Consider the following 15,496-nt stretch of genomic DNA (forward strand, 5'->3'; position numbering starts at 1 on the left):
TTAAAGATCTTTCTAAAAATGGATTGGAAGATGAAATTACTTTTGGTTGAATCTTATTTCTACTTAGCAATAGGGCGCTATTTGAAAAGCATACCATTTGCAAAAGTTGCACCCTCACTAGGGGAGCATATGATGGAAACGTCGTTTGAGCAGATCTTATCTAATAAGAAAGTGTTATCTAGTGTTTCCCAGGCAATACATATTATGAGTCGTTATACATTTTGGGAAAGTCAATGCCTTGTTAAAGCAATTGCCGCGATGAAAATGTTAGAGAAACGGAATATTGAGAGTACCCTATATTTAGGGACAGCTAGAGATGAATCGGGTGAATTGATTGCACATGCATGGCTGCGAAGCGGACCTTATTATATTACTGGTTCTGAAGGGATGGAAAAGTTTACAGTTGTCGGGAAATTTGCCAATAAAACTGGGGGAAAGCACCATGCAAAACCAAGTTCATCTTAATCTAGCAAATGTGCCAAAAGAACTTAAAGTGATCCTTGAGATAATTAAGAAAAATAATGTTTCTAGAGACCTTTTTAAAGACATCGATTGGGACCATTTTATTCAGCAAGCAAAGCATCACCGTGTATATCCTGTACTATATTCGATTTTAAAGTATTTAGATGAAGGACTAATACCTACTAAAGTGATGAATCACCTTTCTGTTGAGTATAAAAGAAACACATTTAACATGCTTTATTTAAGTGCAGAGATGGAACAGGTAAGCAGGCTTTTTACGGAAGATAACATTCGCCTTTTATTCCTAAAGGGACCTGTTCTAGCTCATGATCTTTATGGTGATATTTCACTTCGCACATCAAGTGACTTAGATTTTCTTATTCCAATTGAAGATCTTGAAAAGGCAGAAGCTATTTTAGGAAATCAAGGATATGAAAAAGTTGATTATATTGAAACAGTTTTAAATGATTGGAAATGGAGACATCACCATGTTACATACGTTCATCCCGTGAAACGGATAAAATTAGAAATACATTGGAGACTAAATCCTGGACCTGGAGTTGAACCTAAATTTAATCATTTGTGGGATCGAAAAATGAAAAGTAAATTAACAAATTATCCAGTTTATTTCCTTGGAAAAGAAGACCTTTTCTTATTCCTCGTTTCACATGGCGCAAGACATGGGTGGTCGCGTCTTCGGTGGTTACTTGATATTCATCAGTTAACTGAACAAGAGATCGAATGGAAAAAAGTAAATCAATTATTAAAAGCCTATCAATTTCATAATGCTGGAGCTCAGGCAATCGCTTTAACTTCAGAGTTATTAGACTCACATGTCTCACTGAATATGATGCCTATTTTAGCGAATAAGCGTTCTTATGAGTTGGCACAAGAGGCCATTTTTTATCTTGAAAGAATGGTTAATTTACATACAGATCCCGTACCAGAAGAGGTTTTTCGCTATCATTCGCGTCATTTATATTCATTAATGTCTTTAAAGCAAAAGGTATGGTATGTATTAAGCATATTACATCCATTTCCTGAGGATGCCCAAGCTTTACCGTTGCCAAAAAAACTTCACTTTTTATATTTCCCTCTACGGCCATTTATTTGGGCTTGGAGGAGATCACGGAAACATGCGTTACCCTAGGGGGAAGGAAAATGTCAGATTTAACTTACTTTTTGAAACAAATCCATCATTATGCTGGGAAGGTTCTATATATAAATTTACTTGCCATGATGTTTATAAGTTTACTTGATGGTGTAGGGATTTTATTACTCATCCCAATGATTAGTATGAGTGGGATTATAGATATAGAAGCGAATGAAATGCTTTCAAGCCTATTTTCATTTCTTAATTATATACCTGATAACATAGGTTTACCAATTATATTAGCCATTTATGTATTTATTGTTGTTGGACAAAATGTCCTGCAAAGATACATTACAATCCGAAATACAAAAATTCAACATGGCTTTTTCCGTCATATCCGAATAGAAACATACCAAGCATTACTTCATGCAAATTGGAATTTTTTTATAAAGAATCGAAAATCTGACCTTATCAATTTTTTAACTGCTGAAATTGCTCGCTCTAGTGCAGGTACACATTCATTCTTACAATTTATGACTTCTCTAGTTTTTACAGTTATTCAGATAGTGATTGCTTTTTGGTTATCTTCCAGCATAACAATTTTTGTGTTGTTAAGCGGGCTTGTTTTAATCCTTTTTAATAGAAAATTCTTAAAAAAATCGATAGCATTGGGCCAAAAAAATTATACTATGGGTAAAGAATATATGGCGGGAATAACTGACCAAATCAATGGTATTAAAGACATTAAAAGTAATTCGTTAGAAACATCTCGTATGGAATGGTTTAAAAGGATCACGAAAGGAATGCAGGATGAGCAAATTGAATATACAAAGTTAAAAACAATTTCACAAATGAATTATAAAGTGGCTTCTGCTGTTTTAATTGCAGTATTTATTTTCATTGCACTAAATATGTTTCATGCACAAGCAAGCCAATTAATGTTAATCATCGTGATTTTTTCAAGACTTTGGCCAAGGGTTGCAGCGATTCAAGGATCACTGGAACAAATCGCGACTATATTGCCTGCCTTTAAAGCTGTGAAAAAATTTCAGGAGGAATGTAAGAATTCAAGAGAGTTTCATTTTGGAAATAATAATAAATCAATACATATTAATCAAGAAATAGAATTAAAAAATGTTTTTTTCCGTTACGACAATAGCAAATCAAAAGTATATGCTTTAAATAATATAAATATTGTGATACCAGCTAATAAAATGACAGCTTTTGTAGGTCGTTCAGGTGCGGGAAAGAGTACGCTTATTGATATGTTGATGGGTTTAAATCAACCAGAAAGAGGCAAGGTCTTATTAGATGGTATCCCTTTATCACAGGAAAATATTCCATCTTTTCGTAAGTCAATTAGTTATGTTCCACAAGAACCTTTTTTATTTAATACAAGTATAAAAGATAATTTGAAACTAGTTGTACCAGATGCAACAGAAGAACAGATATGGGATGCATTGGAGTTTTCATCAGCTGCTGAGTTTGTACGTGAGCTGCCTGATGGGTTAGATACTGTTATTGGTGATAGAGGTATCCGACTCTCTGGCGGTGAGAGGCAAAGGCTAGTTTTAGCAAGGGCAATTTTACGTAAACCATCGATGTTGGTATTAGATGAAGCAACAAGTGCTCTTGACACAGAAAATGAAGCTAAAATCCAACAAGCACTAGAGAAGTTAAAAGGAAGAATGACAATAGTCGTAATCGCACATCGATTGTCAACGATACGAAATGCGGATCAAGTAGTCGTTCTAGATAAAGGTTCAGTTATTCAATATGGTGAGTTTGGCAGTTTAGCTAAAGAGAAGCATGGTATGCTTGGTCATCTTCTGGAAAGTCAAATGGAAGCGAGTTTGTAAGAATCTGAATTTTAGAAGAACTACAGATAGATGTACAAACTGGAGAGGTGTTTATGGGAAAGGGGAGATTACTTCAATTTTCGTTACTGGGTCTATGTGTCTTGATTGTTATCTTTACGATATGGGATAACAATAGAATAAAGGTCATCGAACAAGAGATCGAAATTGAAGATTTACCACAAGAATTTGAGGGATTTAAAATCCTTCAAATATCGGATTTACATGAAAAGACATTTGGGTATAAACAAGAAAGACTCATCAAAAAAATAAATTCAATTAATTACGATGTTATCGCACTAACTGGTGATTTATTAGTTATTGTAGATAGTAAAAATTATTCTCCAGCTTATGACTTGTTAGAGGGTATTAACAATAAGGAACATATGCTATTTGTTCCAGGGAATACCGACCCAAATCCATATGTTGTTAATTCGGATCGATCTATTTCAAAAAATCCATTTATTTTGGGGATGGAGGGCAGAGGGGTACAATTGCTAGATTCAGTCTATACAGTTGATAAAAAGAATGCTTCAATTAATTTTGTGAACTTTGATTTATCTAAGCTTGAACCTACGAGTAAGCTTGATAATCTAGAAAAGAATGACCTACTAGTAATATTAAATCATTATCCAATAGTAGATAAAAGAATTGAACAGATAAATGCAGACTCACACTTTTATTTTAGGGAGTATGATTTAATCATAGCTGGACATTATCATGGTGGGCAAATAAGATTTCCATTTGTCGGTGCCTTATTTATACCTGAACCATTCTATTCTAATAATGGACTATTTCCACCGCAAGATCGAGTTAAAGGGTTGTGGGAATATAATGGTATAAAACAATATGTTAGTGCAGGCTTAGGTAGTAGTAATGCAATACCGTTCTTAAAGTTTCGTTTCCTGAATCCTCCCGAGATAAATCTGTTAATTCTAACAAAGAAATAATGAATAAACGATTAATTAATTGAATTGGGGCGTGTAAAAAAGATGGTGGATTATGACACAGTTAGGACATTTTCATATCTCGTTATTTTTATTAAGAAATAAAATTCATAGTAGGGATTTACAGTATGTCTAGCATATTTTTTTACAAAATTGTTAAATTTGTAAAAAACAAAAAAGCACAATCAGCAGCCCATCAAGCCGCCAACCATGCCCTCATTTATCATTGTCATTCTGTAGTTTCCACTTGTTAAATTCCAAAAATTCTCTAAACTGTTCTTTAGACACACCGGACTTCATTGCATCCTGAACAAGCTTTGTCCATTCTAAATCGAGCTCCTCTTGATCGGTTTCGTTTTGTTCATTTAGAAGAGTATTTACTGATACACCAAGAACAGATGAGACCTTTTCTAAAAATTGAACAGAAGGATTTGACTGGAGATTACGCTCAATCGAACTTAAGTAGGATTTTGCTACTCCTGCTCGTTCTGCTAGTTCAGATAGTGATAGATTTTTTTGAGTGCGATATTTTTTTATTCTTGGACCAATCACGTCAAGTCACCTTCCTTAATGAAGCCATTATAACATATAAAGAAGGGTTTGTTTGATATGAAGAACACAAAAAGAAAAAAATTTACACAGATTTAATACATTTTTATGATGTTTTTAAAACGGCATTTGACTTTTGAGTTAAGAAATCTTTAATCTCTTCTACACTGATTCCTAGTTCAAGTGCTTCTAGTATCAACTCGACCCATTCTTGATCAAGCTGTCCGTCTTGTGTAATTTTTTCTTTTATCTCCATTATTCTTAGCCTCCTAAAATACTAATCTGTATTTCAGGCAGTCCAGCCGTCTTAGTTTGTGTAAACTGAAGACCCGTGACTTTGCGTCCCTATTTTTCAATAGGTTTGCCTTTGTACTGATTATTTTGTCACTGATTGTTGGTTATTATATTCCTATTGTCCCTTATTTATGTATAACTAATTGACTATTTACAATTTCTATTATAAAAAAGATTTATTAGGATGTATGCTGAACTTTGTCGATGAGGTTAAAATTTTTCATTTATCTGTAATTTTTACAATAGATTTACAAAAGTAGTTGTAAATTAAGGTTTCTGGGTTTTCTCATTCCGATAATTTTACATTAAAGTAATATAAATGACTGAATAATAAAATTAAATTTTGTCGAACAAAATTTAATTTTATCGATTTGTAAAACTCCTAAGTAATAGATATCATTACTTAGGAGTTTAAAATCCCCTGTGGAGTTATATAAAAAATCCCGCCATTCTGAATTGTAATATTGATTTGAGGCTCATAAAGATCTTTTAATGCTTCTTTTTCAACTTCATAGCATTCAGGTTTTTCTTCTAAGTCCTCGTAAAAATGATTTAATAGCTTTAAGTCCTCGTTCCATCTTTCTCTAGCTTTGTCAGCCCATGTATGATCTTGCTTCCTTATGTCTTCCAAGATGAATTGCTCGATTCGCTTTAATCCGCTTTGTGGTTTAATGAGCGGTGTCATCGTAAAGCAGAGGTCAGGGATTTTAGGTGTTAATTCTAATTTTTCCAGTTTTTCTTGAAAGTTTTCGATTAGAACGCCACTAACTAAATGTAAACCAATTGAATAAAGTTGATCCTTTTTCATATCACATTGATAGGAAACTATAATGTTAACGCCAATCCAGGGGTGGAGGGGAACATTTCCTCCTTGTGTTTTGACTTGCTCAAAAAGTCTGATATAGCTTCCTAGAGTTTTAGTCGATTGAAAAATTTGGTGAAGACGGGGCGCACCGAAATGCATGACCTCACCTTTCAGGTCTTTTGGCGCACGATTTTGATCAGTAATAAGGGTAAGCTTCATAGGATTTGGAACCCCATTAGTTTTTTCAAGGTAGTGCCAGTAAAATGGTCGGTTCATTAAAAGCTTATCCATTTCAATTGTCAGCTGAACAGTCATGTATCCTTCCTGATTTTCAAGTATGTTACAGGAATTCGACGAAAAGAAGCTTTCTAAAAAATGATGGATTTGCTCTTGTTGCATATTGTCGCCACCCTTCTACTTATCTCCGCTTGCTGCTTTTCTTTGCTCTTGTGAGTACTGAGCAAAGTCGAGAATCGATGTTAAATTTTCCATTTTAATTTTCATTTCACGGTCGCTTTTTGAGTGATACATGATATCCTGCAGGTGTTCCTCTAAATTTTTGATTTCTAATCTTGTAAGGATTTCATCCAGGTTACCAATGACTTTTTCAAATAAATTAATTTTGTCATATAAGAGAGTTAAAATATGTTCTTCAACCGTGTTTTTGGTTGCCATATTGAATATATTAACGTCATTTTCTTGTCCAAGACGATGGATACGGCCAATTCGTTGTTCTAAACGCATTGGGTTCCATGGTAAATCATAATTGATAATGTTATGACAAAATTGAAGGTTGATTCCTTCGCCGCCAGCTTCAGTTGCAATTAAAACTTGAACACGATTTTTAAAAAGCTCCTTCATCCAATCTTTTTTTCCTCTTTTAAAGCCTCCGCGAAAGGGAACTGATGTAATACCATGCTGTTGAAGAAACCATTGTAAATAAAATTGAGTTGCACGATATTCGGTAAAAATAATGACTTTATCATCAAGTTCTTTTATTAATTCAACAACTTTTAAGGCTTTTGAGTTTTGTGTAACACCGTCAATCGCCATCATAATGTCTTTTATAACATGATTAGGGAGGGCAGCTTCCTCTTCCTCAGGGAGGTCAAGCATTTTCTTAAGCGTCATATAGACAGCTTCACGACTACTGCAGGCTTCTCGCTGTAAAGTCATGATTGAGAACGTGTTTGCTGCATATTGTGATGATGATTTAAGAGCTGTAATGGTGTCATAAAGATGTTGTTCAGTTTCTGAAAATTCAATTGGTATTGTTTCGACATTTCGCTTTGGCCATTCGATTCCTGTGTCACCGCGCCGATTACGAATCATCACTTTGTTAATAAGCTCTCTTAGTTGTTCATGATCTTCAATAGAACGTTCCTTTGCAGAAAACACATCTGAAAAATAGGCTTCATTCCCGAGATGGCCAGGTTTTAATAAGGATACTAAGTTGAAAATTTCCTCTACTCTGTTTTGAACAGGTGTTGCTGTTAAAAGTAAACAATACTTCTTCTTTAAATTTTGAACAAATTCATAGTTTTTTGTTTTATTATTTTTAAGCTTATGAGCTTCATCAATAATGACTAAATCATAGTTTTGGTTATAGACAATTTCCCGATGTGGACTTCTTTTTGCTGTATCAATAGAAGACACAACCACATCACATGCTTCCCATACATAACTTTTCTTTTGTTCTACAGCAGGTATAAAGAACTTTTCATTTAATTCACGAGCCCATTGAGAAACAAGAGATGCAGGGACGAGAATAAGCACTTTTTTGACTAGGCCGCGAATCATATATTCTTTTAAAATAAGTCCAGCTTCAATGGTCTTTCCTAAACCAACCTCATCAGCTAGAATAGCTTTCCCATTCATTTTTTCAACAACTCTTTGGGCAACCTCTAATTGATGTGGAAGGGGTGTGAAATGTGGTAAATGTTTTGGAGCTTGCAAACCTTCAAATGAAGGAACCGCCGTGTTCTTTTGCACTTCATATGCAAGCTTGTACAGCTCCCAGTTTGACCATGGGCCATCATTTTCTAATTTTTCAAAAAAACCCTCCTGCCAAGAGGTATCGAAGTTCGTCTTTATGTTCATTGTAAAGACAGTCCTTTCGTGATTAGTACTTTATCGGAATGTTCATGATTTTACTTAGAATAAGTGAAAAAATGCTTAATAATTTGCTTTGTTGTATAAAAACCGAACGATTAATAAAAAAATAATTTTATTGTTAAGATAAAAAGTGATTGTCGAAATGGTATACTCATGGTAGGATGTTAGTAAGAAAGTTCATCATTTTCATATCTTTCAGTTAGCTTAACGCTTTCATTCGTTGTGTGAATAAAATGTTTAAAATTGTCAAATGTCATTTTTTCAGGTTTTAGTAGTATAACCAACAAGAAAATAAAATATGTGCGGATGAGAATAAGGGGAGAGACTATAGCTTGGTATAGCGCCGAAGGAGCAAACAATTGTGAATCTCTCAGGCAAAAAGACTCTTATTTGACGCAACTCTGGAGAGTGTTTGCGTGAGTTCTCGTAAACTACCAAAGGGGAAAGCCGTATGAGGTGGTAGTATGTCTTTTTATAAGGCTTCTAACATCATACATAAGGTAAACTTTCAGGTGAAAAGGACAGAGACTTCTATTGTGTAAATGGGAGTTTTCTGTCCTTTTTTTGATGCCATTTTTTAATAATGAAGGGAGTAGTCCGCATGACAGAACTAAATCGAACACCTTTATACAATGTTTATAAACAGTATGGTGCCAAGACAATTGATTTTGGAGGCTGGGATTTACCTGTTCAATTTACTTCAATTAAAGAAGAACATGAGGCTGTGCGATCAAAAGCAGGGTTATTCGACGTATCACATATGGGGGAGGTTGAGCTTCGTGGTGAAGATAGTTTAGCTTTTTTACAAAAAGTTATGACTAACGATGTTTCTCTCCTGAAATCAGGTGCCGCTTTATATACGGCTATGTGTTACGAAGATGGCGGAACAGTTGATGATTTACTAATTTATAAAAAGGCGGAAAATGACTACTTACTAGTTATTAACGCTTCGAATATAAAAAAAGATTTGGAGTGGCTAACATCAAATAGAAGCGGTGATGTCACTATCGAAAATAAATCAGATGAGATTGCTCTTCTTGCTCTACAAGGACCGGTTGCTGAAGCTGTTCTTCAAACACTTACAGATACAGACTTATCTGAGATCAAGTTTTTTAAGTTTAAAAATGGAGTGGAGCTTGCAGGTGTTGAAGTCCTACTTTCAAGAACCGGTTACACAGGTGAAGACGGATTTGAGCTTTATTGTGATGCCGAAGATGCTGTGACATTATGGGAGAAAATCCTTGAGACCGGTAAAAGTAAAGGTGTTATTCCATGTGGACTAGGTGCTCGTGATACGTTACGTTTTGAAGCAGCATTACCATTATATGGTCAAGAGCTGTCAAAGAATATTACCCCGATTGAAGCTGGAATTGGTTTTGCGGTAAAAACAAACAAAGAAATAGAGTTTAATGGAAAAGCAGTCTTAAAGGAGCAAAAGGAAAATGGAACAGCTCGTAAGCTGGTGGGGATCGAACTGCTTGAAAAAGGCATTCCGCGCCATGGCTATGAAGTTTTCTCGGGTGAGGAATTAATAGGTGTTGTGACAACAGGAACTCAATCACCAACTTTAAAGAAAAATATTGGTTTAGCTCTACTAAAATCCGAATTTACACAAAAAGGAACAGAGGTAGAAGTCCAAATCCGTAAAAAACGCTTAAAGGCTGTAGTGGTTGCGACACCTTTTTATAAGAGAACAAAAGGCTAATAAATATTTACCGAATCTGAGAGGAGTTTTTATGCTATGAATCATCGTTACTTACCAATGACAGATCAAGATAAGCAGGAAATGCTTCAAGCAATTGGTGCTCAATCAGTAGATGAGTTGTTTCAGGATATACCCGAGAGTGTTCGCTTTAAGGGAGAATACAAGATTAAAAAAGCAAAATCCGAAACCGAGCTCCTAAAGGAATTGTCACAACTTGCAGCAAAAAATAAGGATTTACGAAGTCATGCATCTTTCCTAGGTGCTGGTGTTTATGATCATTATATACCAATTATCGTTGATCACGTGATATCCCGATCTGAATTCTACACAGCGTATACTCCGTACCAACCCGAGATTTCACAAGGTGAACTGCAAGCGATCTTTGAATTCCAAACAATGATTTGTGAGCTAACTGGTATGGATGTAGCGAACTCATCGATGTATGATGGTGGAACTGCTTTAGCGGAAGCAGCAATGTTAGCAGCCGGGCAAACGAAAAAGAAAAGAATCCTCGTTTCAAAAGCTGTAAACCCGGAAACACGTGATGTCGTTAAGACATATGCATCGGGACAATATATCGAAGTCGTGGAAATACCTGTCCGAAACGGTGTAACAGATTTAGATGCATTAAAGCAGGAAATGGATGATGATGTAGCAGCGGTTTTAGTTCAATATCCAAACTTTTTTGGTTCGATTGAGCCGTTAAAAGAGATTGAGCCAATTGCCCATACTGGCAAAAGTATGTTTATTGTTTCATCAAATCCTCTTGCTTTAGGTGCATTAACACCCCCTGGAGCATTTGGTGCTGATATTGTTGCCGGAGATGCACAACCATTTGGAATTCCAACAGCATTCGGTGGACCACATTGCGGTTATTTTGCTGTAACAAATAAATTGCTTCGAAAAGTACCAGGTCGTCTTGTTGGTCAAACAACAGATGAAAACAGAAAAAGAGGGTTTGTTCTAACTCTTCAAGCACGTGAACAGCATATACGACGAGACAAAGCTACTTCTAATATTTGCTCAAACCAAGCATTGAATGCTCTTGCTGCTTCTGTAGCTATGACGGCTTTAGGTAAGCAAGGTGTAAAAGAAATGGCAATCCAAAATATTCAAAAAGCGAATTATGCGAAAAGAGCATGTTTAGAAGCTGGTTTAGAGGTTCCGTTTGATCAGCCAATCTTTAACGAATTTGTTGTGAAGTTATCGAAGCCTGTTTCTGAAGTAAATAAACAGCTTTTAGAAAAAGGAATCATCGGTGGATTTGATTTAGGTAAAGTTGATCCTGAGTTAGAAAATCATATGTTAATTGCAGTCACTGAGCTTCGTACAAAAGAAGAAATTAACACATTTGTAAAGGAATTGGGGGATGGCAATGAGTAATCAAGATCAAGCATTAATTTTTGAACTAAGCAGAGAAGGCCGTATTGGATATAGTTTACCAGAGCTTGAAGTTGAAGAATTGTCATTAGATAAACTTATCCCCTCTGACTATATTCGTACGGAACAAGCTGAGCTCCCAGAGGTTTCAGAGCTTGATATCATGAGGCACTACACGGCTTTATCAAAACGTAACCATGGTGTTGATTCTGGATTCTATCCTTTAGGTTCTTGTACGATGAAGTATAACCCTAAAATCAATGAGAATGTAGCACGTATTCCTGGTCTTGCGCATATTCATCCATTACAAGATGAATCGACTGTTCAAGGTGCAATGGAGCTTTTATTTGACCTGCAGGAGCATTTAAAAGAAATTACTGGAATGGATGAAGTTACTCTCCAACCTGCAGCAGGTGCACACGGTGAGTGGACTGGTCTTATGATGATTCGTGCCTATCATGAAGCCAATAATGATTTAAAAAGAACGAAGGTTATCGTGCCTGATTCAGCGCACGGAACAAATCCAGCATCTGCAACAGTAGCTGGTTTTGAAACAATCACAGTTAAATCTGATAAAAATGGTTTAGTTGATTTAGAGGACTTGCGCCGTGTAGTTGATGATCAAACAGCTGCTTTAATGTTAACAAATCCAAATACGCTTGGACTTTTTGAAGCACACATTTTAGAGATGGCTCAAATTGTTCATGATGCAGGTGGGAAGCTTTATTATGATGGTGCAAACCTGAATGCTGTTTTAAGTAAAGCAAGACCAGGGGATATGGGATTTGATGTTGTTCATCTGAATCTTCATAAAACATTTACTGGTCCTCACGGTGGCGGTGGTCCTGGTTCAGGCCCTGTTGGTGTCAAAGCTGATTTCATTCCGTATTTACCAAAACCAGTTTTGGTTAAAACTGAAAAAGGCTATCATTTTGATTATAATCGACCACAATCTATTGGTCGTGTGAAACCATTCTACGGTAACTTTGGAATCAATGTTCGCGCTTATACGTATATTCGCACAATGGGACCTGATGGTTTAAAGGCTGTAACAGAATACGCGGTATTAAATGCAAACTATATGATGCGCCGCTTAGCGCCATACTATGACCTTCCGTTTGATCAGCATTGTAAGCATGAATTTGTTTTATCGGGAAAACGCCAAAAGAAGTTAGGTGTTCGTACGCTTGATATTGCTAAGCGTTTATTAGACTTTGGTTATCATCCGCCAACGATTTATTTTCCGTTAAATGTTGAGGAATGTATTATGATCGAACCTACAGAAACAGAATCAAAGGAAACGCTTGACTCCTTTATTGATGCTATGATCCAAATCGCAAAAGAAGCGGAAGAAACTCCTGAAATTGTTCAGGAAGCACCGCATACAACTGTCGTAAAACGACTAGACGAGACAACTGCAGCTAGAAAGCCAATTTTAAAATATCAACGCTAATGTATTAAAAAATGACCTACTTTTAATGATGTAGGTCATTTTTTAATACTATCAGAAAATATGATGTTGGATCATATGTTTTCCTACGATTCATGCCGAAAATATAATGATTCTCCAAGATTATGACTAGTTTTTAGAACCTTTGTCGAGAGGAAGGAATTAGATACTTAGTTGATAGAACTAATAGTATTAAGAAAATTAGACAAAGGTTGGTGTTTAGATTGGCAGCAAAATACGTGACGATTTCAAAAGCAGCTTCATTAATCGGTGAAAAAGCTTTTGTGTTAAAGCAGTGGGAGGAAGATTTTTGTGATCTTATTACCATAAAAAGAGATGAAAAAAATGTACGATTATTTACTGGAGAAAATATTGAGTTTTTTCAAAAAATTAAAGCCTATAAAGAAAGAAACTTAGATAATGAGACCATCAGACAACTTCTTCAACAACAGTCTGCAACAGCCCGTACAGGCCTGAATAGCCAAGATGTAACAGAGTTAAAAGAAACTCTATCAAAAATCACTTCATTAATTGAGTCGAATCAAATTAAGTCAATGTCACAGATGGATGAGCGACTTGACCGACTTGAAAAAACAGTGGTTTCAACTGTCTCAGAAAAAATCAGTGAAACTGCTAAACTTCAAACTGAGATAGCTCGTTATGAGTTTTCAGATCTCCAAGATATGATCACAAGCTTAGAGGTCACAGCAGAGGCAGAAAGAGAGTCTTTTAAAGAAGAAGTTCTACATGAAAGAGAATTAGCACAACGTAAAACAGATGAGCGTGAAGAGCGCTTCTTAGCTTTTGTTAGGGAGCATCAAAATAAACAAGAGAGAATGAAACAGGAAAAATCAGGACTAGGGATTTTAAAACAGATCTTGAGTTTTGCTAGGTAAAAAAGGCCGCTCAAATGAGCGGCCTTTTCCTATGTATGTTCTATTTTTTCTCGATTTTTATTCGCTTTAGCTTGTTATCTTCGACACATAAAATGTGAAAATGAAGGTGCTGATATTCATAGGTTTCTCCGGCCTCTGGGAAACGTCCTAATTCTTTAAGAAGAAATCCTGTCAAAATATCTTCTTGTTCAGGTATTTTCGTTTTAAAGACTTCATTTAATCGTCGCAAGGCTAATTTGCCATTACAAATAATAGAATCTTCGGTTATTTCTTCAATTAAAATCTCTTCATCCAGATCTGTTTCATCTTTAATTTCTTGGCCGATCATAGCTTCGATAATGTCTTCATGGCTTATAATTCCTTTTGTACCACCATATTCATCGAGAACAATCGCTAAATGTCTTTGTTTCTTTAGCATTAGCTTAAAAACGGTTTCGATTGAATGAAATTCGAAAACAAAGAGAGGATCATCATCTATAAAATCTTCCAGCTTTTTGTGAGGTTCTAAAGACCAAGATAATAATGATTTTGAGTGAAGAACACCGATGATTTCATCCATACTTTCCTTGTAGACAGGATAACGTGTGTGACTGCCCTCTAGAACGATTTCACGGGTTACTTCAAAAGTAGAGCCTGATGCAATCCCTTGGATTTCCGTTCTGGGTACTTTCAGTGCATCGCGGACATCTAAATCATAAAAATCAATCGCTCCCTTTATCCGTTTCCTTTCATCCGTTTGAAGGATTCCTTCGGAGGTGGCAATGTTAACCATTGTAATGAGTTCTTCTCTTGAAATTGAAGCTGTTTTTTCCTCATCCTTTGAGAGGCTATTAATGACAATTCTCGTAAACCTTGATAAAAGAAAGATCAATGGTTTAAAGACGAAGATAATGATACGAATAACAGGGAAAACCGTATAGGCTATTTTATCTGCGAATGTGGCAGCAATAGATTTTGGTAAAACTTCAGCAAATATGATTAAAACGACAGTTAATACCCCAGTAGCAACCCCAACACTAATACCATACTCAATAGCAATGATCGTAACAAGGGTTGGCAGCATAATGTTCGCGATGTTGTTTCCGATTAAGATTCCCGTAATCAGTTCGTCGGGCTTTGAAACAAGATCGAGTAATTTTTGTGATTTCTTATCATTGTTATCAGCCCTTGTTTTTAATTTCATTTTGTTCACGGCTGTTAACGCTGTTTCACTACCTGATAAGAAAAAAGACATAAAAAGAAAAAACACTATGGCAATAATCAAGATTTGATTCCTCCAACATATGATACATTTTTATTTCGTTTCTTGATCTTATCTTACCTATTTTTCCCCTGGAAGTCGATAAATGTGTCACCTAATGAAAAAAATGAAAGAAGCAACTGACTTTACTCATCCAGATAATGGATGGTTTGATGTTAGTTGCTTCTCGTAGGATTTCTTCCATTATTTTTTCTTTATTTTACCGGTCCAGCCTTTAAACCCGCCCTTTAAACAGTATAAATTACTATACCCTTTACGCTTTAACATTTGTGCAGCACGACCGCTACGTACAGTATTTTGGCAGTAGAAGTAAACTGGTTGATCAGGTCGAATTTCTTTATAACGTTGGCGTAGCTGAGAAAGCGGAATATTTCTAGCTCCTAGAATATGGCCGCCTTCGAACTCATTCGGCTCACGAACATCAATTAATTGGGCTTTACGATAACCTGAACGAAATTCTTCCTCTGTAAGTTGCTTCATTATTTTACGTTGATAGAAAAAACTAAATGCAGTGTAGGCAATAAGGGCAGCTGCCAAGATGATGAGTAGAATGGTTGATGTTGTCAATATTCTCGACCCCTTTATTTATTGGTTATATCATTGTAAGTTCATAAGAACTCATATACAGACTTCTATTATTATATAAGAGCTTTTTCAAATTGTCATCAGGTTCTATGCATTAT

At 35.6% G+C, this 15,496-nt stretch carries 14 protein-coding genes and 2 riboswitches; of the genes, 8 read left to right on the plus strand and 6 right to left on the minus strand.

The window, feature by feature from the left end; all coding sequences use genetic code 11:
- The first annotated feature begins 18 nt into the window (after positions 1–18).
- From AC4GZ8_RS08675 to AC4GZ8_RS08690, 4 genes are read left to right on the plus strand one after another with little or no spacing between them, the layout of a single operon-like run.
- Positions 19–465 (plus strand): lasso peptide biosynthesis B2 protein, encoded by a 447-nt coding sequence (locus tag AC4GZ8_RS08675; protein WP_491081582.1) that lies wholly within the window; start codon positions 19–21, stop codon positions 463–465.
- Positions 443–1,612 carry a nucleotidyltransferase domain-containing protein gene (locus AC4GZ8_RS08680; protein ID WP_491081456.1) on the plus strand — a complete coding sequence of 390 codons (1,170 nt, stop codon included), beginning with the start codon at positions 443–445 and terminating at the stop codon, positions 1,610–1,612. The genes AC4GZ8_RS08675 and AC4GZ8_RS08680 overlap by 23 nt, the downstream gene beginning before the upstream one ends.
- An 11-nt stretch (positions 1,613–1,623) precedes the next feature.
- A complete protein-coding gene (locus AC4GZ8_RS08685; RefSeq protein WP_491081457.1) occupies positions 1,624–3,414 on the plus strand; it encodes an ABC transporter ATP-binding protein in 1,791 nt (596 codons plus the stop codon).
- Positions 3,415–3,467: 53 nt separating this feature from the next.
- Positions 3,468–4,361: a metallophosphoesterase gene (locus tag AC4GZ8_RS08690; protein ID WP_491081458.1), complete on the plus strand. Its 894-nt coding sequence runs from the start codon at positions 3,468–3,470 to the stop codon at positions 4,359–4,361.
- A gap of 213 nt (positions 4,362–4,574) precedes the next feature.
- Here the strand turns inward: AC4GZ8_RS08690 and AC4GZ8_RS08695 are convergent, their stop codons facing one another.
- The 4 genes from AC4GZ8_RS08695 to AC4GZ8_RS08710 all read right to left on the minus strand — a co-directional run bounded on the left by AC4GZ8_RS08695 (position 4,575) and on the right by AC4GZ8_RS08710 (position 8,106).
- Positions 4,575–4,910, minus strand: a complete 336-nt coding sequence (locus AC4GZ8_RS08695) for a helix-turn-helix domain-containing protein (RefSeq protein ID WP_491081459.1) — start codon at positions 4,908–4,910, stop codon at positions 4,575–4,577.
- Positions 4,911–5,013: 103 nt separating this feature from the next.
- Positions 5,014–5,163 (minus strand): anti-repressor SinI family protein, encoded by a 150-nt coding sequence (locus AC4GZ8_RS08700; protein ID WP_491081460.1) that lies wholly within the window; start codon positions 5,161–5,163, stop codon positions 5,014–5,016.
- Between the two features lie 33 nt (positions 5,164–5,196).
- Positions 5,197–5,283, minus strand: a riboswitch (cyclic di-GMP riboswitch).
- A 321-nt stretch (positions 5,284–5,604) separates the two neighbouring features.
- Positions 5,605–6,405, minus strand: coding sequence for a YqhG family protein (locus AC4GZ8_RS08705; RefSeq protein WP_491081461.1), 801 nt, complete (start codon positions 6,403–6,405; stop codon positions 5,605–5,607).
- Between the two features lie 15 nt (positions 6,406–6,420).
- Positions 6,421–8,106, minus strand: coding sequence for a DEAD/DEAH box helicase (locus tag AC4GZ8_RS08710; RefSeq protein WP_491081462.1), 1,686 nt, complete (start codon positions 8,104–8,106; stop codon positions 6,421–6,423).
- Between the two features lie 321 nt (positions 8,107–8,427).
- Positions 8,428–8,517, plus strand: a riboswitch (glycine riboswitch).
- A 205-nt stretch (positions 8,518–8,722) separates the two neighbouring features.
- Here AC4GZ8_RS08710 and gcvT point away from each other — a divergent pair.
- The 4 genes from gcvT to AC4GZ8_RS08730 all read left to right on the plus strand — a co-directional run bounded on the left by gcvT (position 8,723) and on the right by AC4GZ8_RS08730 (position 13,552).
- Positions 8,723–9,826 (plus strand): glycine cleavage system aminomethyltransferase GcvT, encoded by a 1,104-nt coding sequence (gcvT, locus tag AC4GZ8_RS08715; protein ID WP_491081463.1) that lies wholly within the window; start codon positions 8,723–8,725, stop codon positions 9,824–9,826.
- Positions 9,827–9,862: 36 nt separating this feature from the next.
- Positions 9,863–11,209 carry an aminomethyl-transferring glycine dehydrogenase subunit GcvPA gene (gene gcvPA / locus AC4GZ8_RS08720; RefSeq protein WP_491081464.1) on the plus strand — a complete coding sequence of 449 codons (1,347 nt, stop codon included), beginning with the start codon at positions 9,863–9,865 and terminating at the stop codon, positions 11,207–11,209.
- The gene (gene gcvPB, locus AC4GZ8_RS08725; protein WP_491081465.1) at positions 11,202–12,659 is read left to right on the plus strand and encodes an aminomethyl-transferring glycine dehydrogenase subunit GcvPB; all 1,458 of its coding nucleotides are present in this window, start codon (positions 11,202–11,204) and stop codon (positions 12,657–12,659) included. The genes gcvPA and gcvPB overlap by 8 nt, the downstream gene beginning before the upstream one ends.
- A 221-nt stretch (positions 12,660–12,880) precedes the next feature.
- Positions 12,881–13,552, plus strand: a complete 672-nt coding sequence (locus AC4GZ8_RS08730) for a MerR family transcriptional regulator (protein ID WP_491081466.1) — start codon at positions 12,881–12,883, stop codon at positions 13,550–13,552.
- A gap of 40 nt (positions 13,553–13,592) precedes the next feature.
- On the opposite strand, the gene AC4GZ8_RS08735 is transcribed toward AC4GZ8_RS08730, so the two are convergent.
- Complete coding sequence (locus AC4GZ8_RS08735) at positions 13,593–14,816, minus strand: CNNM domain-containing protein (protein ID WP_491081467.1); 1,224 nt, start codon at positions 14,814–14,816, stop codon at positions 13,593–13,595.
- Between the two features lie 180 nt (positions 14,817–14,996).
- Complete coding sequence (locus AC4GZ8_RS08740) at positions 14,997–15,380, minus strand: rhodanese-like domain-containing protein (protein ID WP_491081468.1); 384 nt, start codon at positions 15,378–15,380, stop codon at positions 14,997–14,999.
- Positions 15,381–15,496 lie beyond the last annotated feature (116 nt).

It is taken from the genome of Metabacillus sp. RB-C-LZQ-3-1 (genome assembly GCF_058315175.1).

What these genes read in the sequence shown, in the direction of transcription:
- AC4GZ8_RS08675 (WP_491081582.1), top strand. Translation starts at nt 19, where the DNA reads ATGGATTGGAAGATGAAATTACTTTTGGTTGAATCTTATTTCTACTTA.
- AC4GZ8_RS08680 (WP_491081456.1), top strand. Translation starts at nt 443, where the DNA reads ATGCAAAACCAAGTTCATCTTAATCTAGCAAATGTGCCAAAAGAACTT.
- AC4GZ8_RS08685 (WP_491081457.1), top strand. Translation starts at nt 1,624, where the DNA reads ATGTCAGATTTAACTTACTTTTTGAAACAAATCCATCATTATGCTGGG.
- AC4GZ8_RS08690 (WP_491081458.1), top strand. Translation starts at nt 3,468, where the DNA reads ATGGGAAAGGGGAGATTACTTCAATTTTCGTTACTGGGTCTATGTGTC.
- AC4GZ8_RS08700 (WP_491081460.1), bottom strand. Translation starts at nt 5,163, where the DNA reads ATGGAGATAAAAGAAAAAATTACACAAGACGGACAGCTTGATCAAGAA.
- AC4GZ8_RS08705 (WP_491081461.1), bottom strand. Translation starts at nt 6,405, where the DNA reads ATGCAACAAGAGCAAATCCATCATTTTTTAGAAAGCTTCTTTTCGTCG.
- AC4GZ8_RS08710 (WP_491081462.1), bottom strand. Translation starts at nt 8,106, where the DNA reads ATGAACATAAAGACGAACTTCGATACCTCTTGGCAGGAGGGTTTTTTT.
- gcvT (WP_491081463.1), top strand. Translation starts at nt 8,723, where the DNA reads ATGACAGAACTAAATCGAACACCTTTATACAATGTTTATAAACAGTAT.
- gcvPA (WP_491081464.1), top strand. Translation starts at nt 9,863, where the DNA reads ATGAATCATCGTTACTTACCAATGACAGATCAAGATAAGCAGGAAATG.
- gcvPB (WP_491081465.1), top strand. Translation starts at nt 11,202, where the DNA reads ATGAGTAATCAAGATCAAGCATTAATTTTTGAACTAAGCAGAGAAGGC.